Origin of the sequence: Thermococcus sp., assembly GCF_027012695.1 — an archaeon.
Classification (GTDB): domain Archaea; phylum Methanobacteriota_B; class Thermococci; order Thermococcales; family Thermococcaceae; genus Thermococcus.
Window position 1 is genome coordinate 21414 of record NZ_JALUYR010000050.1, and the last position, 22984, is coordinate 44397.

The window sequence follows — 22984 nt, forward strand, 5'->3', positions numbered from 1 at the left end:
GTGGGTTCATGATAATAACCAGGGTCAATCCGAATGAAATCTTCGAAGAACTGCTGAGGTTCGCATTCAAGGTTTACACATGCACGGGTGGAACATACCCCATTCACGGCTGGGGGGATAGAAAACCTCCCGTTGGCGATTGGAATGCGTTTCGAGAGGCCTACGAAGACGTTCTCAGGTGGCGGATCAGGGAGGAATTTGACGAGTTCTACCTCGGACGATCGAGAGAGAGCGGTGAGATAGTCTCCACCCTCGCCATCTCCTACGGGCTCTCGCGAAAAAATCTCCCATGGGTCTCCGAGAAAATGAAACGGCGAAAGAACGCCGTTCTCCTGACCTTTTTCCTGGTCTGTCCCAGGGGTAAAGGCTACGGCATCAGCATGCTTCTCCACGGTGTCTCCCATGTGAGAAAGCAGAACAAGTGCCCCTTTATAATCTCCCCGGCGGACTCCGAGGCCATCGATTACTTCAAAAGGAGGGGCTTCGTGGAGTTTGAGCGATTTGAGGATTACGTGGTTCTCCGGTATCCCCTGCACGTCCTCCGAAAGAAACGCTGATCCTTTTTATGCATATCTGGGTAATGCTGGCAACTATTCGGGCAAAGCTTTTAAGCCCACCAACCAAAGCCGATCGGAGGTGCTGAAAGATGACGATCAAGGCCCCAACGCTCAACGTAGGTGGTCTCGGCGCGGACCCGCTCACGGAGAGGATAAAGGAGAAGCAGAAGAAGTGGAAGTACAAGATAGCCGTCCTGAGCGGAAAGGGCGGCGTTGGAAAGAGCACCGTCGCCGTAAACCTTGCCGCGGCCCTCGCGAAGAAGGGCTACTTCGTCGGAATCCTTGATGCAGACATACACGGCCCGAACGTCGCCAAGATGCTCGGCGTTGACAGGGCGGAAGTTCTGGCTGAGAAGACCGAGGACGGCAGGTTCGAGATGATACCGCCGATGAACGACTTCCTCGGACAGGTCACCCCGATAAAGGTCATGAGCATGGGTTTCCTGGTTCCGGAAGACCAGCCCATAATCTGGCGTGGTTCCCTCGTGACAAAGGCCATAAAGCAGCTCCTCGGCGACGTCAAGTGGGGCGAGCTGGACTTCATGATAATAGACTTCCCGCCAGGAACCGGCGACGAGATACTTACCGTCACCCAGAGCATCCCGCTGGATGCCGCGATAGTGGTCACAACCCCGCAGGATGTAGCACTCCTTGACACCGGAAAGGCCGTCAACATGATGAAGAAGATGGAAGTGCCATACATAGCGGTCGTCGAGAACATGAGCTACCTCATCTGCCCGCACTGCGGCAAGGAGATAGACCTCTTTGGAAAGGGTGGCGGTAAGAAGCTCGCCGAGAAGGAGGGCGTGGACTTCCTTGGGCAGATCCCCATAGACCTGAAGGCCCGGGAGGCGAGCGATGCGGGAATTCCGATAGTCCTCTATGAGGACACGCCGGCGGCCAAGGCTTTCATGGAGATTGCTGAAAAGCTGGTAAAGAAGCTCGGGGAAATAAAGGGAGGGGAGTGAACTCTCCAGACTGCATTAACTTTTTAACCCCTTCCGGGTATCCCCCCGGGAGGGAGAGCATGAGGAAGGCCCCGGTTCTAATCGCGCTCATCCTTCTTCTCACGGCCCCCACGGTTCACGCGGGGAGGCTTCTGTACTATCCCGACCGGGAAGCTTTCCGGGACTTTCTCAACTCCAGCTCGTCCTACACGGTGGTCCCGGGGGACGAGGACTGGGCCAGGGGCTGGGCCTACTACGTGGACGAAAGACTGGCCACCGTGAAGCCCCGCGGAAGGGACACCATAGTTCTGGTCGGCAACGTTTACGACAACGAGCTCATGGCATCGCTTTGGAAGAGAACGGGTCTCCCCGAGAACGCTTCTCTCCGCCCCTCCGTAATCGTCCTCAACAACACGGTTCTCATAACCGGCTCAGAGGACAACATATACCTTACCGAGGAGGCCTTCAGGGATCTCTGGAATCCCTCCAGGATGATGTTGATCACCTTCCTACTCACCGTTCTGGTCATTGCACTCATCTTCTCGGTCTTTCTCGGCAGGGATGGAAGCCACGCCGGGAAGTTCTACCTGCTGACCCTTTCCCTTTACGCCCTCTGGTACCTGCTCTCCCCCCGTCTGCCCCTGGGTGAGACCTTTCTGCGCCAGCTTCTCTCCGCCCTGACCTTTGCCGCGGGCGGATCCGCAGAATCCCCCCTCAGCGCCATCATGGGTGCGGTCTTTCGCGTTGTACCCCCCCTGGAGGAGACCCTGACCGCCGCCCACTGGGTTTTCCTGCTCCTGGTCATCTCGCTGTCCTTTTATCTTGCCCCCAGGAAAAGTCGCGAGCTCGGGTTTTTGATCTTTGGATTGACCTTCTCTGCCCCGCTGTTCAGGGAAATGGTCTCTAGTATAAACGGCGAAGTTCTCGGCCTGACGGCCCTGATGGTAACCCTCGCGATGATAACCAACCTCAACTTTCCACCGGGAAGGGTGTTTCTCCAGACGGTCCTCCTCTCGCTTTTCACCCTGCTGGCGATAGCCGTGAACCCCTACCTCGTCTTCATCCCGATAGTATTCGCGGTTACCTTTCCGGGAAGGCACTTCAGAAACCACATCTACCTTCTCATGACAGTGGGGGGGACGCTGGTGCTGTACCTGGCCTTCCCCAATCTCGGAATCATGGAATGGACGTTAAACACAAACCCGGGCAGGTTCATTCTCGACAGCGGGCTGAGCCTGGGGACGATAGTTTACGTTCTCGCCAGAGGGGGGAGAAGGGTCGGGACCAGGGGACATACCCCGTTTCTCATGCTCTCCGCGGCCATTTACCTGCCCCTCTCCCTCGCGGTGTCATCGCTCATTCCGCACGTTTTCGTCATCCTCTCCGCCCTGGCGGTAAGGCTCCTGAGCGGGCTGGCTAGAACTTAATCGCCCCTATCAGGGCCCCCTTGAGTCTCGGCCCTATCTCCTTTATTATGCCAGGGGCCTGAGTTCCCTTCTTGAGAACGAGCAGGGTTTCCATAAGGCCAAGTTCCTCAATGCGCTTGACGTCCCTTCCATGACCCGTCTCGATGAGAGCCCTCTCCACGTTCTCGCTGATGGTTCCGGCTATGAAGAGCTTGTCGTGGCCATCGCTCAGCCACTCCCTTATACGCCTCAGCTGGTTCTCGCTGAAGGCCAGTTCGACTTCTCTGGCACCGAACTCCATCCGTGTGACGGTGACTTCAACGGGGAGGTTGTCCACCCAGCCGAACTTGGATATCATCTCACGAACGGGCATCTCGCCGAAGGTCTCCTTCAGGTAGTAGAGCGGCAGGAGGGCATCCTTGGGCCTGGGACGGAAGATTCCGATGTCAACGTAGATCCCGTAGCCAACTTTACCGAGATCTATGAACCGTCCGCGATAGGTTTCTCCTTCCCTTACGTTCTTCAGGCTGTAGGGAACCTCACCGAACTCCTCTCTGATGAGGTTGGCGCTGATCTCTTCATCCTCCCCCTTGAGGGAGACCCTAACCCAGTTCTTGGTCGTTGCAGAGAGCTTCCATTCAACATCCAGATCGCCCAGGAGGGATCTGAGCTTCCTGTCGAGCTTAAGAAAACCGCTTCTGTCCCCGTAAACCTTCTCAAGAATAACGATTTCCTCCATTCCGATCATCCCCGAAGTTCCTCATGTCGTTAACAGTCAATTCGACCCTTTCTTTTTGGATCTGGATTTTCCGCCGGACTTCCGGGACTTCTTTCTCAGGCCGAGCTCTATCTCCAGCTCCTCGATGCGCCTTTTCAGGTCTTCGACCACCCGGGTGTTGTCGTACTGCATGAGCATTTTCCCGCATATGGGACACTGGAACTCGTACTCCATAGCCTCGTCAAAGGTCAGCTTCGGATGGTCGGGTGTTCCGCAGTGGTAGTAGATCTCGCCGGTTTCCTCCTCCAGCATCTCCCTGAGCCTTTTTAGTTCCGCCATCTTCTTGGCACGTATTATCTCGGGAAGGCGCTTCGTGTCAAGGCGCCAGTAGTAGTAATACCATCCGGTTTCCTTATCCCGTATTCTCTTGAACTCGGCCAGTCCGTGGTCGTAGAGGGTGTACAGAATCTTTCTTACCGTGTTGACTCGGATCCCAGTCGTCTCGGCAAGTTCCTCGTCGGTTGCTTCTTTCTTTTTTTCCAGAGCTTTGATTACCTCGACCGCCTCTTCCCCGCCAAGTTCCATGGCGAGGTCTATGAGCTCCTTGTTTTTTTTCCTTGCCACGTTCACGACCCCCTGAGAATTGGAACCCTGGATTGAGGATCCTGTGTTTATCCAATGGTTAACTATGTACTCCGGACTATATATAGGTTTTTGTCAGATTTACAACGCCGGTAGACAGAAAAGAACATTGAGAGTTAATCCGTGAAGTACTCGTTGAGGAGCTCCTTCGCCGAGGGTTTGTAGAGCTCGAGAACCTCGATATTCTCGATGACGTTACCCTCGCGAAGCTTGAGTCTGACCTTTCCCCCGTAGACCTGAAGATCGTCCAGCATCCCGTAGATGGCATCTTCTGCCTCCAGTGGGGTCTTGAACTTCATTATGTACTCCTCCCCATCGGGAAGGATGAGCTTGACCCAGTACTCGTTCTTCCTCCGGAACGGGCGGGTGATCTTCGGCTTGAAGTTGTCAACTATGATCTCCAATGACTCCACCTCCGGTCGATGGTTCTTGGCTCCCTACGGCTCTTGGGGGACGAACTTTTAAGGTTTCTGTTCCCGAACGTTTCGGGCGGGCCCGTTTTCGAAGGGGAGGTTCATCCCGAGTTCCCTGGCGAGTCTCTTTACCTCATCCAGAGAAACCACAGCGCTCCTGGCCCCAACCTTCTGAACGGTCAGATAGGCTAGGAGCATTCCCAGTCTGGCGGAATCTGCCAGGGACCAGCCGTGAAGGGCACCGTAGATGATCCCCGCGTCGAAGGCATCGCCGGCTCCCGTTGAGTCCACAACTTTCGCACTCAACCCCCTTATTTCCTGGACGTTACCCTGGCTGTCACGTATGAGGGCTCCCCCTCCGTTGAGAGTTATGACGAGGTTCTTCGCCCGCGAGAGGAATGGATCGAGGGAGCCAAACTTCCTCCGGTATTCGTCCTCGTTCATCATGAGGTAATCAACCCTCTCCTCCACCTCCCTCCGGAGGGGTGCCTCACCTATGTCCAGCGAGGTGGTTATGCCCCTCTCATCGGCCAGGTTGATGGCCTTCTCTATCGTCTCGATCGGATTGGAGGAAAGGTGGACGTGCCTTGCCCTGCCCAGGTAGTCCGGATCAATCTCCTTGAAGAGGTTGGCCCCGGGATACTTCACTATCCTCTTGTCATCACCGTGAACCATCGCGACCGCCACTCCCGAGGGCGCGTCAACAACCCTGATGCCCCCGGTGTCAACGCCCATCCTCCGGAAGAAGGAGAGGTGGGCTTCGCCTATCTCGTCCCGTCCAACCGCCCCGATGTAGCCGGTCTTCAGTCCAAAACTGGCCAGCCACGTTATCGTGTTTGCAGCAGCACCGCCGAGACCGAAGTGGGCCTCTTTGGCGTTAACCTTTTCGTGAAACTCCGGGAACCTGTCCACGAGCATTATGATGTCGTAGTTCAGGTTTCCAATCCCTATCACGTCGAGATCCCCCATCCCGAACACCCGTAAGAACTGGTCCTTTCCCTTAATTAACCTTCCGCGGGGAAAGATTTAAATATCCACTCCTACCCACATATGAGTAAGAGGTGAACAAAGATGATGCTCATACTAGAGGCCTATTTCAAGAACTATCCGGCCAGGAAAAAGGTGGCCGAATTCCTCTTTGAGAACGGTCTCAGCGTTAAAAACGGCAGGATCTACCTGCGGAACGTTGAGGTCCCGATAAGCGAATTGGCAAGGGTAATCGGCGTCAACAGAAAGATAATCTATCACACCATCGAGTACATTGAGAAAACCTATCCCCTAAAGCTCATCTTCGAGAAGCTCAACCCCCTGCCCAGCCTCATTGACGTCGCCCCGCTCATGGGATGGGAGGTTCTGGAGATCGAGCTCGACAAGGACAGGTATCTGAAGGGTTTCTCGGAGGTTCTGAACCTTCTCCACAGGAACGGGGTTCCGGTCATGGAGGTCTTCAGCAGGAACCTCCGCGAAGAACCGGCAAAGCTCTACATTGTCATTGACGGAACCCTGCCGGTGGAGGTGTTCATGAAGATCAAGGAGATGGAGGGTTTCAGGAAGCTCATACTCCACACCCCCGAGAAGGACAAGGAAAAGCTCGTCTGCAACTTCTGTGAGGTCAAGTACTGCCCCAAGAGAATACTGATAGAGAAGATGGCTAGCCTGTAATCCGGAAGTCCCTCAGACCCTCCGGCTCTTCCCACCGTACCTCCACCTTTGTTACCCTGGCCCCGGAGGGTCCCTGATGGGCCCAGCCTATTATGGTTTCCACCCTCTCAGGTTCCCCCTCCACCACGGCCTCAACGGTCCCGTCTGGCAGGTTCCTCACCCACCCGGCCAGGCCGAGCTTCTTGGCTTCCCTATGCATTCTCGAGCGAAAACCAACGCCCTGAACGCGCCCGTGAATCCTCAGATGAGCCCTAACCCTTGCCATACCCATCCCCCATTCATTACCCCGCAACCGATTTAAGTTTATCCGTCGAGCCCCTTCCGGTGAGACCAATGGAGGCGATATTCGTCTACACCACCTTTCCGGACTGGGAAAGCGCCAGAAAGATAGTCAGGGAGCTCCTCGAGAGGAAGCTCATAGTCTGCGCCAACCTCCGCGAGCACGAGGCGATGTACTGGTGGGAGGGGAAGATCGAGGAAGGAAAGGAAGTGGGGGCCATACTCAAGACCGAGGTGAGCAGGTGGAAGGAACTCAGGGAGGCCATAAGGGAGCTCCACCCCTACGAGGTTCCCCTCATAGCGAGGATAGACCTGGACAAGCTCAATCGCGAATACTCCGAGTGGATGGCGCGGGTGCTCTTCGGATGATACGGAAGGTCAAGCCCGGGATAAGGGTCGTCGGCTTCGACGACGGTACCTTCTCCTTTTCCTCCAAACTCACCCGGGGGAATACGATCCTCATCGGCGTCGTCATGAAGGGTTCTCAGGAAGTGGTCGGCGTCCTCTCGCGCTGGATAGCCGTGGATGGAACCGACGCCACCGAAAAGATTGTTGACGCTGTGATCGGCTCGCGTTTCAGGGACCTGCGGGTCATAATGCTCAAGGGGATAACCTACGCGGGTTTCAACGTCGTGGACGTTGGGAGGGTCAACCGGGAGACGGGTCTTCCGGTCATCGTGGTCGTTCGTAAGAGGCCCAACATAACGGCCATGGAACTCGCCCTGAAGAGGCACTTTCCCGACTGGGAGGAGAGGGTTGAATTACTCAGAAGGGCCCCTCCCCTGCTTGAGATGATCCCTGGCAGGCTCTACCTTCAGACGGTCGGCGTTGACGGAAGAACAGCGGCTGAGATAGTCCGCGTCACCACGAGGACGGGTCTGACACCCGAACCCCTGAGGCTGGCCCACATGGTGGCGAGCGCCGTGATGACCGGGGAGAGCACGAGGGAGTAGATTTATAAGCCCAGGAGAAAAATGAAGGGGCGACCGATGATGGCAACAGGGTAGCTACTGATCGGTGATGAAGCCGTTCCAGTCTGAGGTCAACCACACGGCACGAGGAGAACCGGAAGCTTTGAGTCCCTGATAACCCTCTCCGCCGTGCTTCCCAGGAGGATATCCTTTATGACGCTCCTACCCTTCTTTCCGATGACTATCAGGGTCGAATCCTTAGCTATGGCGGTCCCTATTATGGCCTGACTTGCTATTCCGACGGTGATCTCGATCTCAAACCTGGCATCCAGTCCCCGGGCGATTTCCTCAAGGTTCTTCCTGGCCGTCTCGATGTTTTGCTCCAGCTCCTCAAACTTGCCGTAGTCAACCGAGTGGAGGAGGATGCCCTTCTCGATTAGCTCCTCGAACTTTTTGACCACCTGAACTATTTTATTAGAGCACTCCGAGAAATCGAGGGCTACGAGGGGCCTTTTGAATATATCCCCGCAGTCAAGGGGGAGCCGGAAGCCGTCGTCCGTTTTGATGTATCTCAGAAGAAGAACCGGTCTCCTCGTGGCCCTGGCTAGGTTAGACGCGGTGCTACCGAGGAACATGCGCCTCCAGATGTTCTCTCCAGCGCTGGGAATGATTATAAGATCCACGTTCTTCTCCTCAGCGGTCTCGGAGATCTCCAGTGAGGGTATTCCCAGCCGCACAATGGCCTCCGCCTTTATTCCCCCCTCCCTCAGCTCCTCCGCCAGTTCCTCCAGCCTCTTTCTGTAAACCTCCTCGAGCTCGAGGGCCTCCAGCTCCGCAACGGTTATATCAATGACGTGGATGAGATAGAGCTTTTTCACCCCCAGTGCCGCGAGCCTTGGGATGCAGTTCCTGAGCGCGTGGAGGGAAACCTCCGAGAAGTCAGTAGGGTAGAGAACTTTCTCGAACATAACACCACCCACCTTAAATTGTTGGTGGCCGCTTATTATGTTTTCCTCGCGCCCCCTGGCGGAAAGGGTTATAACGCTCTGATTGAAGTTTTAACGGTGATGTCCATGGCCAAAAGGGTACACCTATTCGACTGGCATAAGGAACACGCAAAAAAGGTTGAGGAGTTTGCCGGCTGGGAGATGCCCATCTGGTACTCCAGCATAAAGGAGGAGCACCTTGCGGTTAGAAACGGCGTCGGAATCTTCGACGTTTCCCACATGGGCGAGTTCATCCTCCGAGGTAAAGATGCCCTGGAGTTCCTCCAGTACGTAACGACCAACGACATAAGCAAGCCCCCTGCAATAAGCGGAACCTACACGCTGGTTCTCAACGAGCGCGGAGCGGTTAAGGACGAGACTTTAGTTTTCAACCTCGGGAACGACACCTACATGATGGTTTGTGACAGCGACGCCTTCGAGAAGCTCGAGGCCTGGTTCAACGCGCTAAAGCGCGGGATAGAAAAGTTTGGCGAGCTCGACCTCGAGATTGAAAACAAGACCTACGACATGGTCATGTTCTCAGTACAGGGGCCGAAGGCGAGGGATCTCGCCAAGGAGCTCTTCGGAATAGACATCAACGATCTCTGGTGGTTCCAGGCGAAGGAAGTTGAGCTCGATGGAATCAGGATGCTCCTCTCCAGGAGCGGCTACACCGGCGAGAACGGTTTTGAGGTCTACTTCGAAGATGCCAACCCCTATCATCCGGACCCATCGAAGAGAGGAAAACCGGAAAAGGCCCTCCACGTCTGGGGGAGAATCCTTGAAGCTGGCAAGAAGTACGGCATAAAGCCCGCTGGTCTTGGAGCTCGCGATACGCTCAGGCTTGAAGCCGGTTACACGCTCTACGGCAACGAGACGAAAGAACTACAGCTCCTCAGTACAGATATAGACGAGGTTACCCCCCTCCAGGCAAACCTTGACTTCGCCATATTCTGGGACAAGGAGTTCATAGGAAAGGAAGCCCTGCTGAAGCAGAGGGAGCGCGGTTTGGGAAGGAAGCTCGTCCACTTCAAGATGGTCGAGAAGGGCATTCCGAGGGAGGGCTACCGCGTTCTTGCCAACGGCGAGCCCATCGGCGAAGTCACGAGCGGAACCCTCTCACCTCTCCTCGGTATAGGCATTGGAATGGCCTTCGTGAAGGAGGAGTACGCCAAGCCCGGCGTCGAGCTGGAGATAGAGATAAGGGGCAAGGCAAAGAAGGCCGTAACGGTTGCTCCACCTTTCTATGACCCCAAGAAGTATGGGGCCTTCAGGGAGGAGTGAATTTTTAAAGCTTCAACTTCTCTTTTTCTCCATGTCCAAAAAGCACGCCGTTCTCGCAGTGCTCCTCTGGTCAACCGTCGCGAGCGCCTTCAAGCTATCCCTGAGGCATCTAACACCATTTCAGCTGCTCTTCTACGCCCTATTAACCTCTCTGATCGTTTTAGGCCTTCCCCACTCCTGCGAGTTCTCTTCGCGAAAGGAGAACCTCCGCTCCGCTTACCTCGGCTTTCTGATTGTCCTCTACTACCTCCTCCTCTTTTCGGCCTACGATCGGCTTCCGGCCCAGGAGGCGCAGGCACTCAACTACACCTGGCCGCTGATACTGGTTCTCCTCTCGATCCCCCTCCTTGGAAGGAGGGTAAGGTTAAGGACGATCGCCGGGCTTTCACTTGGCTTCTTTGGGGCATTTATCGTGGCCACGAAAGGAGATTTAACCGACCTGAACTTTTCGGATCCAATCGGAGTTGCCCTTGGACTCGGAAGTGCGGTTATATGGGCCACCTACTGGCTGTTGAACCTGAGGGACGAGCGGCCACCCGTCGAGAAGACCTTCTGGAACTTCCTCTTCGGGTTCATCTATATCCTGTCTGTTCTCGCGCTCTCAGGGGGGCTTGCGGTTCCACCTATTGAGGGCCTTATCGGAGCGGTCTACGTCGGCCTCTTTGAGATGGGTGTTACATTTCTCCTCTGGTACAGAGCCATTGAGGATGACATGACGTTCGCCTCGAATTTAGCCTACCTCGTGCCCTTTCTGAGCCTCGTCTTCATTTCCCTCATCGTCGGCGAGAACATAGCACCCGCGACCGTCATCGGGCTGACAATGATAGTCGGGGGCATTCTGCTCAGCAGTGCCTGAAAAGTAAAGCTTTTAAAGTCCGGACTGATTATTTATCAGCGGGCTGGACAGTGCGGTGGTAGTCTAGCCTGGTCCAGGACACCGGCCTCCCAAGCCGGTAACCCGGGTTCAAATCCCGGCCACCGCACCAAACTTCTGCCGATGCTGATAAACGGTTCCACCGTTACATTCTGGCATGTTTCTTCGTTCTAGCTTTCATGAACTCACTCTCTTTGCATCGTCTCCCGTTCTTTCAGCACTCGAAAGGCTTATATATCCATGTACACTCATGTCCCGGGATGATGGGTTCTATACCCGGAGGAATGCTGGAATCCCCCACTAGAATGAGGTGTTGGAGAATGAATAGGTGGAAGGTAGTTTTGGTTGCCCTGTTTCTTGTTGGCCTGATGGCGGGAACGACTGCGGCAGTACCCATCAAGCCGCAGACAGGGACCGTGCAGGTTGAAAAGGACTACGGGCTGTTAACACCGGGCCTCTTCAAGAAGGTCCAGGGGATGAACTGGAATCAGGAAATAAGCACCGTTATAATGTTCGACAATCCCCAGGACAGGGACAGGGCCGTCAGGATACTGAAGCTCCTGGGTGCGGAAGTGAAGTACACCTACGAGATCATTCCCGCGGTTGCGGTGAAGATAAAGGTAAGGGATCTCCTGGCGATTGCAGGGATGATAGACACCGGTTTCTTTGGAAAGAGCACCCTCTCCGGCATAAAGTTCATCCAGGAGGACTACGCGATTAAGGTGGCCGTTGACACCGAGGGCCTCGATGAGTCGGCCGCCCAGGTTATGGCCACCAACCTCTGGAACCTCGGCTACGACGGTTCCGGAATCACCATAGGTATAATAGACACTGGAATTGATGCCTCCCACCCCGACCTGCAGGGCAAGGTCATCGGATGGAAGGACTTCGTTAACGATCGCTCAAGTCCCTACGACGACAACGGTCACGGAACCCATGTCGCCAGCATAGCCGCCGGAACCGGAAAGGCGAGCAACGGCAAGTATAAAGGAATGGCCCCAGGTGCCAAGCTCGTTGGAATAAAGGTTCTCAGCGGGGAGGGAAGCGGCAGCGTTTCCGACATCATAGCCGGTGTTGACTGGGCGGTTCAGAACAAGGACAAGTACGGGATAAGGGTCATCAACCTCTCGCTCGGCGGCTCCCAGAGTTCGGACGGAAGCGACTCCCTCAGCCAGGCCGTTAACAGGGCCTGGGATGCTGGAATAGTCGTCTGTGTTGCCGCTGGAAACAGCGGACCCGACAAGTACACCGTTGGCTCACCGGCAGCGGCCAGCAAGGTCATCACCGTCGGTGCCGTTGACAAGAACGACGTCATAACCGACTTCTCCAGCAGGGGACCGACCGCCGACAACAGGCTCAAGCCCGAGGTCGTCGCTCCGGGCAACTGGATCATAGCCGCCCGCGCCAGCGGAACCAGCATGGGGCAGCCGATAAACGACTACTACACCGCGGCTCCCGGAACCTCAATGGCCACCCCGCACGTTGCGGGTATCTCCGCCCTCATCCTCCAGGCCCACCCGAGCTGGAGCCCGGACAAGGTCAAGATGGCCCTCATAGAGACCGCCGATATCGTCAAGCCCGATGAAATAGCCGACATCGCCTACGGTGCCGGCAGGGTCAACGCCTACAAGGCCGCGTACTACGATGACCTCTCCAGGCTCACCTTCACCGGCTCGGTTGCCAGCAAGGGCCAGGAGAGCCACCAGTTCACGGTGAGCGGTGCTTCCTTTATCACGGCAACGCTCTACTGGGACAACTCCCAGAGCGACCTCGATCTGTACCTCTACGACCCGAACGGCAACCAGGTTGACTATTCCTACACCGCCTACTACGGCTTCGAAAAGGTCGGCTACTACAACCCAGCTGATGGAACCTGGACGATAAAGGTCGTCAGCTACAGCGGTTCGGCCAACTACCAGGTTGATGTGGTAAGCGACGGCTCACTCGGCCAGCCGAGTGGCGGGGACAACGGCGGTAGCGATGGAGGAAGCCAGCCCACCGTTGACGAGAAGACATTCACCGGAAGCGTCCAGTACCACGACTACAACGTCCACCAGATGGCCGTCGGCAGCGGCGCCACCAAGATCACCGGCGACCTCACCGGCAGCAGCTACGATGACCTCGACCTCTACCTCTACGACAACAACCAGAACCTGGTTGACCGTTCCGAGAACTACGGCTCGAGCGAGCACGTGGAGTACAGCAACCCCGCTCCCGGAACCTGGTACTTTGTCGTCTACGCCTACGACACCTACTACAACAGCGCCAGTTACCAGCTCGTTGCCAGGGTCTACTACGGATGACTTTTTAACCCCCTTTTCTTTTCCCCCCGGGGTGGTTTGAATGAAGAGGCTTCTCTCAATCGGGCTGTTTATACTGCTCATCGCGTCACCGGTTCAGGTATCGGCTAAAATCGAGCCCTACGTCTATTCCCCGACCGTTCCGGACACGGCCTTCTCTGTTCTTGCCCTTTACAAAACCGGCGATTACTCGCGGGTTCTGGAGGGCTGCGAGTGGCTGATGGAGATAAGGACACCCTTCGACTCGTGGGGCTACGAGTACGGCGAGGAGCACGAGGCGAAGCACACAGCAATGGCAATGCTGGCCCTCATGCGCGGGGAGAACATAGCCCGGGGCAGGTATATTCACACCATAAACAACGCCGCCTACTGGCTGGTCTACACCCAGAATCCCGACGGCTCGTGGAATGATTACCTCGATACCGCTCTGGCGCTTATAGCCCTGAAGGAGTTCAGGAGTGGCTACATACTCGAGAACCTCACCGGCTTTGAAAAGCAGGTTGAGGAGGCCCTAAGCCGGGCTACCGGCTGGTTGATGGCTGCACAACCCAAGAACGACGAGGAAAAGATCTTCGGATACATGGCGCTTGGGAAAAAGGACGAGCTCAAAAGGATGAAGGTGGAGGGGGACCTGAGGGCCTATCGGGCCTTTGCGCTAGCATACCTTGGTGACAGGGTTGAGCTCGAGGGGAACTTCAACGATACCGTCGCGATAGCCATGGCACTCTACGCGACGGGAAACGAGAAGTACCGCGAGGAGCTCCTCCAGAGGGAGCACTTCGGCTTCTGGGGAACGCTCCACTACCGTGTCCTCGATTTATTGAGTGTCTCCAAAATAAAGGGCTTTGAGAACCTTCGTCCGATAGCCTGCCCCTACCTCTCGAAGGTTCGCCCGACAGCGGACTGGGAGAGGGTGGTCCTGGCGGACTACTACCTGATGTGCGGCAGGAAACCCCAACTGCCCGGGAACCTCTCGAAACTGCTCCCGTGGCAGGTCGCCGAAACGGCGAGGGTGAAGGCACTCCTCGGGGAGGACTACTCGAAGGAGATCAGCCACCTGCTCTCCACCAACAAAAACGGCGTCTGGAGAGACTTCTACAACACGGAATACGTCGTCTGGGTCTTCAGGAACCTCAACGTGAGCTACAACTACTCCCGATCCCTGGATTACCTCTCAAGGAACCTCACCTGGATGCTCTCCACTAGAGACCCGAAGACAGGAAACCCCGTCTACTACCGCGTTCCCACCTACTACTTCGCCCACGCTGTCATTGTCTTCCGGGAGTTTGGCAGGGATCGGGAACTCAACGAAACGCTGGAGATAATTGAGGAGAGACAGTATCCGAACGGGGCCTTTCCGTATACTCAGGGCTCGATAGCGGGCATAACCTCCACGGCGAGGGTTCTCTGGGCCCTCCAGGAGGCAAACCTCACTGATATCGGGATCTATCGGAGGGGAGTCTCTTTCCTTCGGAGGCTTCTCTACGCTGATATCCCTGAACCGAGGGTGAAAAACGGAACGGTGGTACTCGCCAACGCGACGTTTCTGCTCATTGAGAACTCGACCTACATCGGCAACTCAACCAACGGGATTCGGCCGGACGACCTCGACGGTTACGTGGTGATATACCCCGGTAGAAGTCCGCTCTCGATCGGGGCTTACGAAGTTAACGGCTTTCGCCCCGTAGAACCCTCCAGGGAAGGCGAAGGGATTGCATACATCTACATCGGTACGGGGGTCCTCTTGATAGCCCTCGCGGCCGTCGTGGCCTGGAGAGGAAGGCGGACTAAGAAGGCGGAGAAGTCAAGGGGAAAGTAAGCCCTGCTCCTTTCTCAGTTTTTCCACCCTTGATAGCACAAACTCAGCTAAAAACTCCTTATCAAGCTCTGTTTTCCTTCCATCAAGGTACGAGCGATAGATTTCTACCGCCTCGCCATCGCCAAGCTCTTCGAGTTTTCTAAGGACGTCCCACTTTCTGAGGCTTGAGCCGTGAAGGAAAGCCATCAGCCTGGCGGTTTCGCCCGCGAGGATATGGAGCATCTTTGGATTTTCCGAGAAGCGCTCGAGGTTCTTTAGAATGTCATCCAGCCTTCTGGGAAGTATCTCCTCAACCCGGTATTGGGGCAGGAGCCGGACTACATCCTCACCGAGAACCACGAAGTGGTTCTCCCTGAAGTCTGCCTGGTAAACCGTCAGGAACTTGTAGGGATAGCCAAGGTTGAGGGGGTCACGGAGGTTTGAGAGCCATTCCCATGCCATGTCGACCTCAACGGATTGTATGGATCTGGTGCACTCCTCAAGAACAGGTTGTAGTTTTGAAAGCACCTCCTCCGGCTCGATACCGTCCTCAAGAACTGCGAAGAAGTCAACGTCACTCGTTCCGGGGATGTAATCTCCTCTAACCAGGGAACCGTAGAGGATTAGGGAATAAAGGCCGGGAACCCGGCCGAGATTTTTCCTTATGCAGTCGACAAGGGCTATCATGTGGTCGACGCTTCCTCGTCGTTGTAGAGCTCGTCACCGACCTCTATCCTGTCCTCAAAGCCCTTCGAACCTTCGAGGGTCTGAATCCTGAACATATAGCTCTTGTACCAGTTGTAAGAGGGCTTGACCTTGACCGGAAGGAGCTTCCAGGCGCGCGTCTCCTCCTCATAACCCCAGTTAACGTACTCGTTGAAGTTCCTGATGATGTCGGTTATAACAACGCCGAACTCGTTGAGGAGCAGCTTTTGAATCTCGCGCCATTTATCGAGAGAACTCTCGCGCCTCGTTATGCCGAAGTAACCCGCGCGTCCCGGTCCCTTGAGCGTCGCTATTCCCCTGCCGACGAAGGCCCTTATCGCTTCAACGGTCTCGGGCGGATCGGTGATGAAGGTATCGAACTTGTGGAGGGCGTAGTCAGGAAGTGGCTCCCTCAGATCGAAGGTGAACATCTCAATGTTCTCGTAGCCAAGCTCGTCGGCGGTCTTCTCGATGAACCTGACAAGGCGCTCGTCAATATCGAGAACCGCGATCCTCTTTGGCAGGCCGGAGAGCATGAGGGCTATGCTTGTCAGGTCGTCGTCCCCGAGGACGAAGACCTCCTTGTTCTCGAGGTCTCCCCTGGTGTGCATTAAGGCAATCCTCGCGACGGTTGTCTCGGGGGTAACGTAGGCCTGGTCGAAGTCGTGTTTCGGCTGCGGGCGGTCCTTGACGATCTCCCTGAACTGCTCGAGCAGGTCGCTGAATGCTGAAAGCTCGACGGTCCTTCCGGCACAGTGGGGGCAGGTGTAGTCCCTTCTCGCGCCGATCCCGTACTCCTCCACGAGTCTCTTCCCGCTCTCGGTCAGGACGACGTTCGGGCCATCGAAGGTCACGTAACCGAGTTCATGGAGTGCAGTTATGACGGCCACGACCAGCGGGAGGGGTTCTTCGCTGAGATCAACGATGCGCCAGACATCGCCGCTAGCGAGGATCGAACTCAGAACGTTCTCGATAGTCCTCTCGTAAACAGGAATGCTCGTCTTCTCCCTGACCCTCTCGATTATCTCCTCCATAGCAGCACCTCCAGAAGGATTTCGTTCGTGAGCGGGGTAGGTCGGGCTTTTTTTAAGGTTTTTCCCGGCGTCAGGTTTAATAATCCTCACTCCCTCCTATCCTCATGATCGGCCCGGTGAAGGATGATTTTATCAAGAGGTACCGCCTTGAGTACAACCTCGAAGCCCTTGAGGGGGTCAGGGGAGAAATTGGGGAGGAAGCCTATTCTCGCCTTAGGGATCTCGTCGAGTACCGTCTGACCGGAAAGGACTTTGATCGCTCTCCAATAGGCGTGAGAATGGTTCTCGCCTTCTCGGCCGGTTCCGATAGCACAGCCTCCCTCAAGATCCTCAGGTGGGCTGGGTTTGATGTCGTTCCCGTTACCGCAAAACTCCCCCAGATGAAGGAGAGCGTGATCGAAAGGGCTAGAGACGAGGGGGCGGTTTTCGTGGAGATTCCCGGTTATCTCGAGGTTATAACCGCCCAGATGGAGAAGGGAGCGCCCATATGTGGCAGATGTCACTCCATGGTTATGAAGGCCGTCGAGGACTACGCTCGAAAAAATGGAATAAGAATCCTCGCCTCCGGTGATCTCCTGAGCTCGGGCCTGATCTCAATCTACCGCTCCGGAGACCTCGTGACCCTCAACCTTCCGGCCTTTTTGGCTCTCGACAAGGCGGAGATAATCGAGCTCATCGGTGGGAACTACGACCTCAAATTCGGCTGCCCGCTCCTCAGGGAGGCCTTTAGAAAAGCCCCGTCGGTGAGGCGCTTCGCCATACAGAGGGTGTTGAGGGAGCTGCGGGCAAGGGCGATAACGCCCGAAATAGCCGAAGATCTGATACTCGACATTCTCTCGCCCTGACTACTCACTTCTGACCCAAAAGGTTTAAAATTGTATTCCCCAACTCCGGCCAGGTGGTGAACAATGGTCACGAAGGAAGACGTTGAAAGGGTCGTTAAGGACATCGTTGACGAGAAGTTCGTCAAATCCATAGAGGTGGATGGGAAGGGTAACGTAACGGTGACCCTCGCGAAGGACACTCCTGATTTGGACAACGTTCTCATCAGGCTCCACTCGGAGATTGGAAAGCTCGAGGGCGTCGGTTTGATAACGATAAACCGCGAGCGCGAGGAGAAAACCAGCGAGGGTGAGAACGTCGAGCTCACGAAGGAGCTCATCTTGGAGAAGCTCAAGGAGGTCATAGACCCGGAGATAGGGGTTGACGTGGTTAACCTCGGGCTCATCTATGACCTTCAGATAAGGCCCGACAACACGGTTTATGTAAAAATGACGATGACCACCCCAGGCTGCCCGATGACGATGTGGATTCTCAGGGCTGTAGAGGACAAGATACTCGAGATCCCGGGGGTTAAGGACGCGGAGATAGAGCTCACCTTTGATCCGCCGTGGAGCCCGGACATGATAAGCCCGGAGTACAAGAAGAAACTCGGCCTCTACTGATCCATCCTGCATTTCTTTGTACACCGACGCCCAGCGTCTTCCCATTTTCCCTAATTCTCGCCGTTGAGCGTTCTATTCTGCGACGAAAAGTTTATATTCGCCGGAGTTCATCTAAACCCGGTGATGTTCCATGGCGTGGAAGGTTAGGGTTGACCAGGATGTTTGTATCGGAGATGCCATCTGTGCCAGCCTCTGCCCGGACGTCTTCGAGATGGGAGACGACGGAAAGAGCCACCCGGTCGTTGAGATAATCGAGGATGAGAACCTCTACAACTGTGCCAAGGAGGCAGCAGAGGCCTGCCCGGTCAGCTGCATTTACATAGAGGAGGTTTGAAGCCTCCTTTTCCTTATCCCGCTACCCCTTCTCTCCGCGTCCTTTACTGTCGTGGATTGCTGAAAACAAAAACAGAAAAACTGTCACTCGAGCTTTAGCTCGAACCTCTTCGCCTGCTCCAGAACATATTCCCTTATCTCCCTCGCTTTAGGAAGCTCTGCAACTATCTCGCCATTCTCTATGAGAGGTTTCAGGAGCGGTTCAACCTCTGCCCCGCAGATGGGACACCTTTCGAGCTTTTTGTCCGCCGGGACGCGGTGGTAGTGACCGTTCTCGCAGCGGTAGATCTGCTTTCTTCCGCTGAGTTTTCCACGCTTCGTTAGTGGCTTTCCCTCCACCTCCACTATGTCGAGGGAGAAGTCCACCGGTTTGGCGCTCGCTATGGCAGAGCCAACTCCGAAGGCATCGGCCACGTCCACTATTTCCCTTATGCTTTCCTCGTTTAGGCCCCCCGAGACGAAGATTTTCACCCAGTCGTAGCCCCTTAAATTGAGCTCCCAGCGGACTTCCTCGATGATTTTTCGGAAGTTGCCCCTCCTGGAGCCCGGCGTGTCCAAGCGGACCGCGTCGAGCCTCCTGCCCAGGACCTCGGCGGCCACCAGCGATTCAAACTTTTCGTCGCAGAAGGTATCGACCAGGGCGGTTCTCGGAACCTCCGGCGGCATGACCTCGTCGTAGTACTTCCAGGCCGTCACCTGGTCGCCGACGGTTATGATGAGCGCGTGTGGCATCGTTCCGACGGGCTTTTCTCCGATCATCTCGGCTCCGAGAATGCCGGAAACACCGTCGCAGCCGCCTATGAAGGCCGAGCGATCTATCATTGGAGCTATTGCTGGGTGCATGTGCCTTATCCCGAAGGAGTAGACGGGCTTGAAGTTGGCGGCCATCTTCACCCTTAGGGAAGCGGTGGCTATCCCGCTCGCCTGACTTAACATTCCCAACAGGGCCGTCTCGTAGATCCCGAACTCCTCGTAGAATCCTTCTATCTGGAGAACCGGCTCGTAGGGGTGGAAGATCGTCCCCTCGGCCATCGCGTAGACGTTGACGGGAAGGCCCTCGAGGAGTTTTGCGACCTCCTCTATTCCCGCTAAAACCCCCCACTTCCAGCCATGCGGCAAAGAAGTAGTCGCCACGTCTGCGAAGACCTTCTTCCTTACCCCTTTCTCCTCGAGGATTTTCTTCGTCCTCAGGAAGTAGACGTCTGTCGTCCTTCCGGCTTTTATGTCTCCTTCGTGGGCTATGTAAAAGTCCCCCATCTCCACCACCGGAGGGAGTTTGGAGGTGAAGGCTTAAGGCTTTCGCTTGAGTGAGAATGTTGCGTCGCCATCCTCAACGTCACAGGTGTCGAAGGGCAGTGAACCGCATTCAGCGTAGACGAAGAGCACTGCCGGAACAACGGCCAGGGCCCCTATTGAGTATCTCCCGCTCCAGAGGGCGTAGACTATCATTCCAATGGCGAGGGTCATCAGACTTCCCTGGAATGCCTTTCTTCGCCTGGAATCGCACGACATGGTTTCCCCTCAGTCCCGGCCCCTATAAAACTCCCTGGACAGCAATGACCAGAGGATCACTTACTCCAGCCGATCCGACAGGAACGGAAGATTCACCCTTTCCCCTTTTTCCCTCCGGTGGAGTTCCCTCCTGTAGGCCTCCAGTGGCCTATCCCCGATCCTCAGGTAACCGGCGAAGGTTTTGGGCCTTACCTCAAGTTCATCGAAGAACTCCTGATAGCGTTTGTCCCTCACTATGTGGTGGTCGAGTATTATCTCAGCGTTCGTCTCGCGGATTATCTCGTTCAGGTTCTTTATCCCGGTCTCCCAGCTCCCCTCGGTGCGCTTTCCGAGATATGTGGGAGGACCGCCGGTTATTAGCAGGTCGGGGTTCTTCTCGACTACCCACTCCACCGATTTCCTGTTAAGCAGTTGAATATCACTTGCGTGGATTATCCTTTGGGAGCCATCGTCCACGAGGACCATCACGACGAAGCCGAGCTTACTCCCTTCCCTTCCGTGGGGGACAGCTGGCGAGAACTCAAGCCTAACCCCTCCGAGGTCGAAGGTTTTTCCATCGGTGAACTCAATCTTCCTTGCTATCGGTTCAGCGTTTCTCAAAAGGGCCCAGGCACGCTTCCTCTGGCTGAAGTTTATGTTCTCTTTGGGATGTTTGAGGAAGAGGAGCTTATCCTGATAAACCTCCCGCGCGTATTCCTCGCTTGAACTCTCGTAGAGGCCTTCAAAAAAGGGCATGTGGTGGTCGTAGTGGTAGTGTGATATTATCACAACGTCAGCCCTTCTCGCGTACCCCTGGAGCTTTCGCCTCATTTTCTGGAGGGTTTCAAGCTCTATTCTGGCCGGTGGGAGGCCATAGCGCTTCGGCCCGAGGGCGACGCCGGGATCTATGAGGATTTTTAGGCCGGAAGCCTCGATGAAGGTCGCTAGACTTCTAACTCCCAAACTCTCGCTCGCGATGGGAATGACGCGCATTCTATCACCTGTATGAGCTGAGCCTAAACCTTAATAAAGCCTCCCCGCTATGATGACCAGCCGATGATGAGTGTCATCCCTCCTGAGAGATGATGACATTATCCCCACCTGAGGTGGTTCAATGCTCGGATTCTTCAAGCGAAGGAAAAAGGAAACCCATGGGCCGCTTGTCTACCTGAGCGAGCCCACCATACTCTACCACACGCGCACCGAGAAGGCGATCCTCGAGCTCCTCGAGGAGAAGCTTGGCTCTAACAATTTCGTTGTCCCCTCTGACTACGGCCTCAAAACAACCGACCACCTTATCCCGGAAGCGGATATATTCGTCGCGGTGGCCGTCATCGGCAGGTTCACATCCCTCGTCGCTCATGAGACAAGGATAGCCCTGGAGCACGGGAAGAAGGTATACACCCTCGACGTGGCGAGGAAGGGAGACGAGATACTCTACCTCTTCGAGGAGGGTATTCCAGAGCACATCGAGTGGCTCACCCCCGAGGAGACCCAGAAGCTTTACGCCGCTTTTCGGGGGGAAGACTTCTCAGGTTTCATGAAGTTCTTTTTCGGGGACAGGAACAGGCAGTGGTGACGGAAGTCTTATAGCTCTCCGCGGCAACATCCCCCGGTGGTTCCATGGTCGAGATCCCCAAGAGTCATCCACGCTACTGGAGCCTGTACTACCGGGAGAAGATAATCGAGGGCATGGAGAAGGGGATAACAGCGAAGGCCGGTCTTATAGCGCACGGTCGCGGCGAGGCCTTCGACTACATAATCGGCGAGAGGACGATAGAGCCGGCAGAGAGGGCGATGAAGGCGGCGGTGGCAAAGCTCCTCCTGGCGGAACACCCGGTTATATCCGTTAACGGGAACGTTGCGGCGCTCGTTCCAAAGGAAACGATAGAGCTGGCCAAAACGCTCAACGCCAAGCTCGAGATAAACCTCTTCTATCGCACCGAGGAGCGCGTTAGAGCCATAGCGGAGGAGCTCAGGAAGTACGACCCCGAAATAGAACTCCTCGGAATAAACCCAACGAAGAGAATCCCAGGTTTAGAGCACGAGCGCGGCAAGGTGGACGAGAAGGGGATATGGAGGGCCGACGTAGTCGTCGTTCCGCTCGAGGACGGCGATAGAACCGAGGCTTTAGTTGGAATGGGAAAGTTCGTGATAACAATAGACCTAAATCCGCTCTCCCGCTCGGCGAGGATGGCCGACATAACGATAGTTGACAACATAGTGAGGGCATACCCCAGGATGACGGAGCTCGCGAGGAAGATGAAGGACTACAGCCGGGAGGAGCTGCTGAAAATACTCGAGGAGTACGACAACGGGAAGACGCTGAGCGACGTTTTAGTCCACATGAGGGACAGGTTAACTCAGCTTGCCGAGGAAGGAATCTGGAGGAAAAAGGAGCTCGAAAGCTAAAACTCCCTCTCCGTTTTTTCCACCAGTCTTCTGAGACCCGATATCAGCTCGGCCTCACTGGGGGCGTGGGACACAACAAGCGGAACCCTCTCGCGTTCCGCGAGCTTTACTGCGAGTTCGTCGAGGTTCTTGACGCCGTGGAGCACTACAACTGCAGGTTTGAGACCCTGGACGCGCACCGCTATCATCGGACTCCTGCCGGTGGTCACCTTGGTGAAGATGAGAGCCCTCTCAGTAGTCCAGCCGTAGAGTTTTAAAAACTCCTCGCTGCTCATTTCGAGAATCGCCCTTATGCTATCAACCACGGTGTAGCCGTAGATCTTTCTGTCAAGGAGGTGGGCGTTGGCGACTATCTCGCCCTTAACCGCATCAACGAGGTCCTTTATCGTGACCGGAAGAGCGAACTCCCTGATGTCGAGAATGGCACTTGTGGGAAGCTCGCTGCTGAGGGTCTTGCTGAAGGCCCTTATGACGTTGCCACCGCGCTTCTCGTCTATGCTGATGAGGGCTTCAACGAACTTCCTTATCGTAGAAGCACCGGGGCTCTTTCTCCTCCCGCCCTCGTAGTCGCTTATCACGGAGGAAGAAACTCCAAGGTGGTCGGCAAGCTCCGTCTGACTGATGCCGAATATCTCACGCCACTTGCGCATGGTCTTGCCCGGATCGGAGGAGAGGGTTATTTCTCCCGCGATCCTCTTTGCGAGAGCCTCTTTCTCCTTTTCAAGCATGGATAGGGGTATTCGTCAATCGTTATAAGCTTTTCGGCAATTGCCTAATGTATTGACCT

The 22984-nt window shown here is 55.5% G+C and carries 27 protein-coding genes and 1 tRNA gene; 16 read left to right on the forward strand and 12 right to left on the reverse strand.

Annotated elements, in window-relative coordinates:
- Positions 1 to 8 precede the first annotated feature (8 nt).
- The 3 genes from MV985_RS03680 to MV985_RS03690 all read left to right on the forward strand — a co-directional run bounded on the left by MV985_RS03680 (position 9) and on the right by MV985_RS03690 (position 2931).
- Positions 9 to 557, forward strand: a complete 549-nt coding sequence (locus tag MV985_RS03680) for a GNAT family N-acetyltransferase (protein ID WP_297462624.1) — start codon at positions 9 to 11, stop codon at positions 555 to 557.
- Between the two features lie 89 nt (positions 558 to 646).
- Positions 647 to 1525, forward strand: a complete 879-nt coding sequence (locus tag MV985_RS03685) for an Mrp/NBP35 family ATP-binding protein (RefSeq protein WP_297462634.1) — start codon at positions 647 to 649, stop codon at positions 1523 to 1525.
- Positions 1526 to 1584: 59 nt separating this feature from the next.
- Positions 1585 to 2931: a hypothetical protein gene (locus MV985_RS03690; protein WP_297462645.1), complete on the forward strand. Its 1347-nt coding sequence runs from the start codon at positions 1585 to 1587 to the stop codon at positions 2929 to 2931.
- On the opposite strand, the gene MV985_RS03695 is transcribed toward MV985_RS03690, so the two are convergent.
- The 4 genes from MV985_RS03695 to MV985_RS03710 all read right to left on the reverse strand — a co-directional run bounded on the left by MV985_RS03695 (position 2921) and on the right by MV985_RS03710 (position 5652).
- Positions 2921 to 3649 (reverse strand): DUF2110 family protein, encoded by a 729-nt coding sequence (locus MV985_RS03695; RefSeq protein WP_297463207.1) that lies wholly within the window; start codon positions 3647 to 3649, stop codon positions 2921 to 2923. The two genes, MV985_RS03690 and MV985_RS03695, sit on opposite strands and share 11 nt — an antisense overlap.
- Positions 3650 to 3685: 36 nt before the next feature.
- On the reverse strand, positions 3686 to 4252 hold the full coding sequence (tfe, locus tag MV985_RS03700; RefSeq protein WP_297462652.1) for a transcription factor E: 567 nt from the start codon (positions 4250 to 4252) through the stop codon (positions 3686 to 3688).
- A 134-nt stretch (positions 4253 to 4386) separates the two neighbouring features.
- Positions 4387 to 4674 (reverse strand): hypothetical protein, encoded by a 288-nt coding sequence (locus MV985_RS03705; RefSeq protein WP_297462661.1) that lies wholly within the window; start codon positions 4672 to 4674, stop codon positions 4387 to 4389.
- A gap of 57 nt (positions 4675 to 4731) precedes the next feature.
- Entirely contained in the window at positions 4732 to 5652 is a 921-nt protein-coding gene (locus tag MV985_RS03710) for an ADP-dependent ribose-1-phosphate kinase (protein ID WP_297463216.1), read from the reverse strand.
- 102 nt (positions 5653 to 5754) lie between these two features.
- Between MV985_RS03710 and MV985_RS03715 the strand changes: the two genes are divergently transcribed.
- Entirely contained in the window at positions 5755 to 6345 is a 591-nt protein-coding gene (locus MV985_RS03715) for a regulator of amino acid metabolism, contains ACT domain protein (protein WP_297462664.1), read from the forward strand.
- Here MV985_RS03715 and MV985_RS03720 read toward each other — a convergent pair.
- Entirely contained in the window at positions 6335 to 6610 is a 276-nt protein-coding gene (locus MV985_RS03720) for an acylphosphatase (protein ID WP_297462666.1), read from the reverse strand. The two genes, MV985_RS03715 and MV985_RS03720, sit on opposite strands and share 11 nt — an antisense overlap.
- Before the next feature lie 68 nt (positions 6611 to 6678).
- Here MV985_RS03720 and cutA point away from each other — a divergent pair, with 68 nt between their 5' ends.
- Together cutA and MV985_RS03730 are read left to right on the forward strand one after the other, a co-directional pair.
- Complete coding sequence (gene cutA, locus MV985_RS03725) at positions 6679 to 6993, forward strand: divalent-cation tolerance protein CutA (protein WP_297463220.1); 315 nt, start codon at positions 6679 to 6681, stop codon at positions 6991 to 6993.
- Positions 6990 to 7577: a DUF99 family protein gene (locus MV985_RS03730; protein WP_297462668.1), complete on the forward strand. Its 588-nt coding sequence runs from the start codon at positions 6990 to 6992 to the stop codon at positions 7575 to 7577. The genes cutA and MV985_RS03730 overlap by 4 nt, the downstream gene beginning before the upstream one ends.
- Positions 7578 to 7666: 89 nt before the next feature.
- Here the strand turns inward: MV985_RS03730 and MV985_RS03735 are convergent, their stop codons facing one another.
- The gene (locus MV985_RS03735) at positions 7667 to 8503 is read right to left on the reverse strand and encodes a universal stress protein (protein ID WP_297462670.1); all 837 of its coding nucleotides are present in this window, start codon (positions 8501 to 8503) and stop codon (positions 7667 to 7669) included.
- A 105-nt stretch (positions 8504 to 8608) separates the two neighbouring features.
- Between MV985_RS03735 and gcvT the strand changes: the two genes are divergently transcribed.
- The 5 genes from gcvT to MV985_RS03760 all read left to right on the forward strand — a co-directional run bounded on the left by gcvT (position 8609) and on the right by MV985_RS03760 (position 14798).
- Positions 8609 to 9805: a glycine cleavage system aminomethyltransferase GcvT gene (gene gcvT, locus MV985_RS03740; protein ID WP_297463223.1), complete on the forward strand. Its 1197-nt coding sequence runs from the start codon at positions 8609 to 8611 to the stop codon at positions 9803 to 9805.
- A 31-nt stretch (positions 9806 to 9836) separates the two neighbouring features.
- Positions 9837 to 10661 carry a DMT family transporter gene (locus MV985_RS03745; RefSeq protein WP_297462673.1) on the forward strand — a complete coding sequence of 275 codons (825 nt, stop codon included), beginning with the start codon at positions 9837 to 9839 and terminating at the stop codon, positions 10659 to 10661.
- Positions 10662 to 10713: 52 nt separating this feature from the next.
- A tRNA-Gly gene (locus tag MV985_RS03750) sits at positions 10714 to 10791 on the forward strand.
- 208 nt (positions 10792 to 10999) lie between these two features.
- Positions 11000 to 12982 carry a S8 family serine peptidase gene (locus MV985_RS03755; protein WP_297462675.1) on the forward strand — a complete coding sequence of 661 codons (1983 nt, stop codon included), beginning with the start codon at positions 11000 to 11002 and terminating at the stop codon, positions 12980 to 12982.
- A gap of 40 nt (positions 12983 to 13022) precedes the next feature.
- The gene (locus MV985_RS03760; protein WP_297462677.1) at positions 13023 to 14798 is read left to right on the forward strand and encodes a hypothetical protein; all 1776 of its coding nucleotides are present in this window, start codon (positions 13023 to 13025) and stop codon (positions 14796 to 14798) included.
- On the opposite strand, the gene MV985_RS03765 is transcribed toward MV985_RS03760, so the two are convergent.
- Together MV985_RS03765 and bpsA are read right to left on the reverse strand one after the other, a co-directional pair.
- On the reverse strand, positions 14784 to 15464 hold the full coding sequence (locus MV985_RS03765; RefSeq protein WP_297462684.1) for a nucleotidyltransferase domain-containing protein: 681 nt from the start codon (positions 15462 to 15464) through the stop codon (positions 14784 to 14786). The genes MV985_RS03760 and MV985_RS03765 overlap by 15 nt on opposite strands.
- Complete coding sequence (gene bpsA / locus MV985_RS03770; protein WP_297462695.1) at positions 15461 to 16516, reverse strand: N(4)-bis(aminopropyl)spermidine synthase; 1056 nt, start codon at positions 16514 to 16516, stop codon at positions 15461 to 15463. The genes MV985_RS03765 and bpsA overlap by 4 nt, the downstream gene beginning before the upstream one ends.
- A 104-nt stretch (positions 16517 to 16620) precedes the next feature.
- Here bpsA and MV985_RS03775 point away from each other — a divergent pair, with 104 nt between their 5' ends.
- The 3 genes from MV985_RS03775 to MV985_RS03785 all read left to right on the forward strand — a co-directional run bounded on the left by MV985_RS03775 (position 16621) and on the right by MV985_RS03785 (position 18295).
- The gene (locus MV985_RS03775; RefSeq protein WP_297462702.1) at positions 16621 to 17361 is read left to right on the forward strand and encodes an ATPase; all 741 of its coding nucleotides are present in this window, start codon (positions 16621 to 16623) and stop codon (positions 17359 to 17361) included.
- 63 nt (positions 17362 to 17424) lie between these two features.
- Entirely contained in the window at positions 17425 to 17961 is a 537-nt protein-coding gene (locus MV985_RS03780) for a metal-sulfur cluster assembly factor (protein WP_297462708.1), read from the forward strand.
- A gap of 130 nt (positions 17962 to 18091) precedes the next feature.
- A complete protein-coding gene (locus tag MV985_RS03785; RefSeq protein WP_297462715.1) occupies positions 18092 to 18295 on the forward strand; it encodes a ferredoxin in 204 nt (67 codons plus the stop codon).
- Positions 18296 to 18378: 83 nt separating this feature from the next.
- Here the strand turns inward: MV985_RS03785 and MV985_RS03790 are convergent, their stop codons facing one another.
- The 3 genes from MV985_RS03790 to MV985_RS03800 are packed head-to-tail and all read right to left on the reverse strand — an operon-like array spanning position 18379 to position 20778.
- Positions 18379 to 19551, reverse strand: coding sequence for a nicotinate phosphoribosyltransferase (locus MV985_RS03790; RefSeq protein ID WP_297463226.1), 1173 nt, complete (start codon positions 19549 to 19551; stop codon positions 18379 to 18381).
- 33 nt (positions 19552 to 19584) lie between these two features.
- Positions 19585 to 19806, reverse strand: coding sequence for a hypothetical protein (locus MV985_RS03795; RefSeq protein WP_297462722.1), 222 nt, complete (start codon positions 19804 to 19806; stop codon positions 19585 to 19587).
- Positions 19807 to 19866: 60 nt separating this feature from the next.
- Positions 19867 to 20778 (reverse strand): MBL fold metallo-hydrolase, encoded by a 912-nt coding sequence (locus MV985_RS03800; protein ID WP_297462729.1) that lies wholly within the window; start codon positions 20776 to 20778, stop codon positions 19867 to 19869.
- Between the two features lie 121 nt (positions 20779 to 20899).
- Here MV985_RS03800 and MV985_RS03805 point away from each other — a divergent pair, with 121 nt between their 5' ends.
- Positions 20900 to 21364, forward strand: a complete 465-nt coding sequence (locus MV985_RS03805) for a hypothetical protein (protein WP_297462736.1) — start codon at positions 20900 to 20902, stop codon at positions 21362 to 21364.
- A 44-nt stretch (positions 21365 to 21408) separates the two neighbouring features.
- Positions 21409 to 22197 carry a 4-phosphopantoate--beta-alanine ligase gene (locus MV985_RS03810; protein ID WP_297462753.1) on the forward strand — a complete coding sequence of 263 codons (789 nt, stop codon included), beginning with the start codon at positions 21409 to 21411 and terminating at the stop codon, positions 22195 to 22197.
- Here the strand turns inward: MV985_RS03810 and MV985_RS03815 are convergent.
- Complete coding sequence (locus MV985_RS03815; protein WP_297462761.1) at positions 22194 to 22925, reverse strand: helix-turn-helix domain-containing protein; 732 nt, start codon at positions 22923 to 22925, stop codon at positions 22194 to 22196. The two genes, MV985_RS03810 and MV985_RS03815, sit on opposite strands and share 4 nt — an antisense overlap.
- Between the last annotated feature and the right edge of the window lie 59 nt (positions 22926 to 22984).

Excerpts from the sequence above, each read along its gene's own strand:
- MV985_RS03710 (WP_297463216.1), bottom strand. The coding sequence starts at position 5,652 with ATGGGGGATCTCGACGTGATAGGGATTGGAAACCTGAACTACGACATC.
- cutA (WP_297463220.1), top strand. The coding sequence starts at position 6,679 with ATGGAGGCGATATTCGTCTACACCACCTTTCCGGACTGGGAAAGCGCC.
- MV985_RS03815 (WP_297462761.1), bottom strand. The coding sequence starts at position 22,925 with ATGCTTGAAAAGGAGAAAGAGGCTCTCGCAAAGAGGATCGCGGGAGAA.
- bpsA (WP_297462695.1), bottom strand. The coding sequence starts at position 16,516 with ATGGAGGAGATAATCGAGAGGGTCAGGGAGAAGACGAGCATTCCTGTT.
- MV985_RS03690 (WP_297462645.1), top strand. The coding sequence starts at position 1,585 with ATGAGGAAGGCCCCGGTTCTAATCGCGCTCATCCTTCTTCTCACGGCC.
- gcvT (WP_297463223.1), top strand. The coding sequence starts at position 8,609 with ATGGCCAAAAGGGTACACCTATTCGACTGGCATAAGGAACACGCAAAA.
- MV985_RS03755 (WP_297462675.1), top strand. The coding sequence starts at position 11,000 with ATGAATAGGTGGAAGGTAGTTTTGGTTGCCCTGTTTCTTGTTGGCCTG.
- MV985_RS03785 (WP_297462715.1), top strand. The coding sequence starts at position 18,092 with ATGGCGTGGAAGGTTAGGGTTGACCAGGATGTTTGTATCGGAGATGCC.
- MV985_RS03805 (WP_297462736.1), top strand. The coding sequence starts at position 20,900 with ATGCTCGGATTCTTCAAGCGAAGGAAAAAGGAAACCCATGGGCCGCTT.
- MV985_RS03735 (WP_297462670.1), bottom strand. The coding sequence starts at position 8,503 with ATGTTCGAGAAAGTTCTCTACCCTACTGACTTCTCGGAGGTTTCCCTC.
- MV985_RS03680 (WP_297462624.1), top strand. The coding sequence starts at position 9 with ATGATAATAACCAGGGTCAATCCGAATGAAATCTTCGAAGAACTGCTG.
- MV985_RS03715 (WP_297462664.1), top strand. The coding sequence starts at position 5,755 with ATGATGCTCATACTAGAGGCCTATTTCAAGAACTATCCGGCCAGGAAA.
- MV985_RS03800 (WP_297462729.1), bottom strand. The coding sequence starts at position 20,778 with ATGCGCGTCATTCCCATCGCGAGCGAGAGTTTGGGAGTTAGAAGTCTA.
- MV985_RS03745 (WP_297462673.1), top strand. The coding sequence starts at position 9,837 with ATGTCCAAAAAGCACGCCGTTCTCGCAGTGCTCCTCTGGTCAACCGTC.
- MV985_RS03765 (WP_297462684.1), bottom strand. The coding sequence starts at position 15,464 with ATGATAGCCCTTGTCGACTGCATAAGGAAAAATCTCGGCCGGGTTCCC.
- MV985_RS03775 (WP_297462702.1), top strand. The coding sequence starts at position 16,621 with ATGATCGGCCCGGTGAAGGATGATTTTATCAAGAGGTACCGCCTTGAG.
- MV985_RS03695 (WP_297463207.1), bottom strand. The coding sequence starts at position 3,649 with ATGGAGGAAATCGTTATTCTTGAGAAGGTTTACGGGGACAGAAGCGGT.
- MV985_RS03795 (WP_297462722.1), bottom strand. The coding sequence starts at position 19,806 with ATGTCGTGCGATTCCAGGCGAAGAAAGGCATTCCAGGGAAGTCTGATG.
- MV985_RS03780 (WP_297462708.1), top strand. The coding sequence starts at position 17,425 with ATGGTCACGAAGGAAGACGTTGAAAGGGTCGTTAAGGACATCGTTGAC.
- MV985_RS03760 (WP_297462677.1), top strand. The coding sequence starts at position 13,023 with ATGAAGAGGCTTCTCTCAATCGGGCTGTTTATACTGCTCATCGCGTCA.
- MV985_RS03730 (WP_297462668.1), top strand. The coding sequence starts at position 6,990 with ATGATACGGAAGGTCAAGCCCGGGATAAGGGTCGTCGGCTTCGACGAC.
- MV985_RS03790 (WP_297463226.1), bottom strand. The coding sequence starts at position 19,551 with ATGGGGGACTTTTACATAGCCCACGAAGGAGACATAAAAGCCGGAAGG.
- MV985_RS03810 (WP_297462753.1), top strand. The coding sequence starts at position 21,409 with ATGGTCGAGATCCCCAAGAGTCATCCACGCTACTGGAGCCTGTACTAC.
- MV985_RS03720 (WP_297462666.1), bottom strand. The coding sequence starts at position 6,610 with ATGGCAAGGGTTAGGGCTCATCTGAGGATTCACGGGCGCGTTCAGGGC.
- MV985_RS03685 (WP_297462634.1), top strand. The coding sequence starts at position 647 with ATGACGATCAAGGCCCCAACGCTCAACGTAGGTGGTCTCGGCGCGGAC.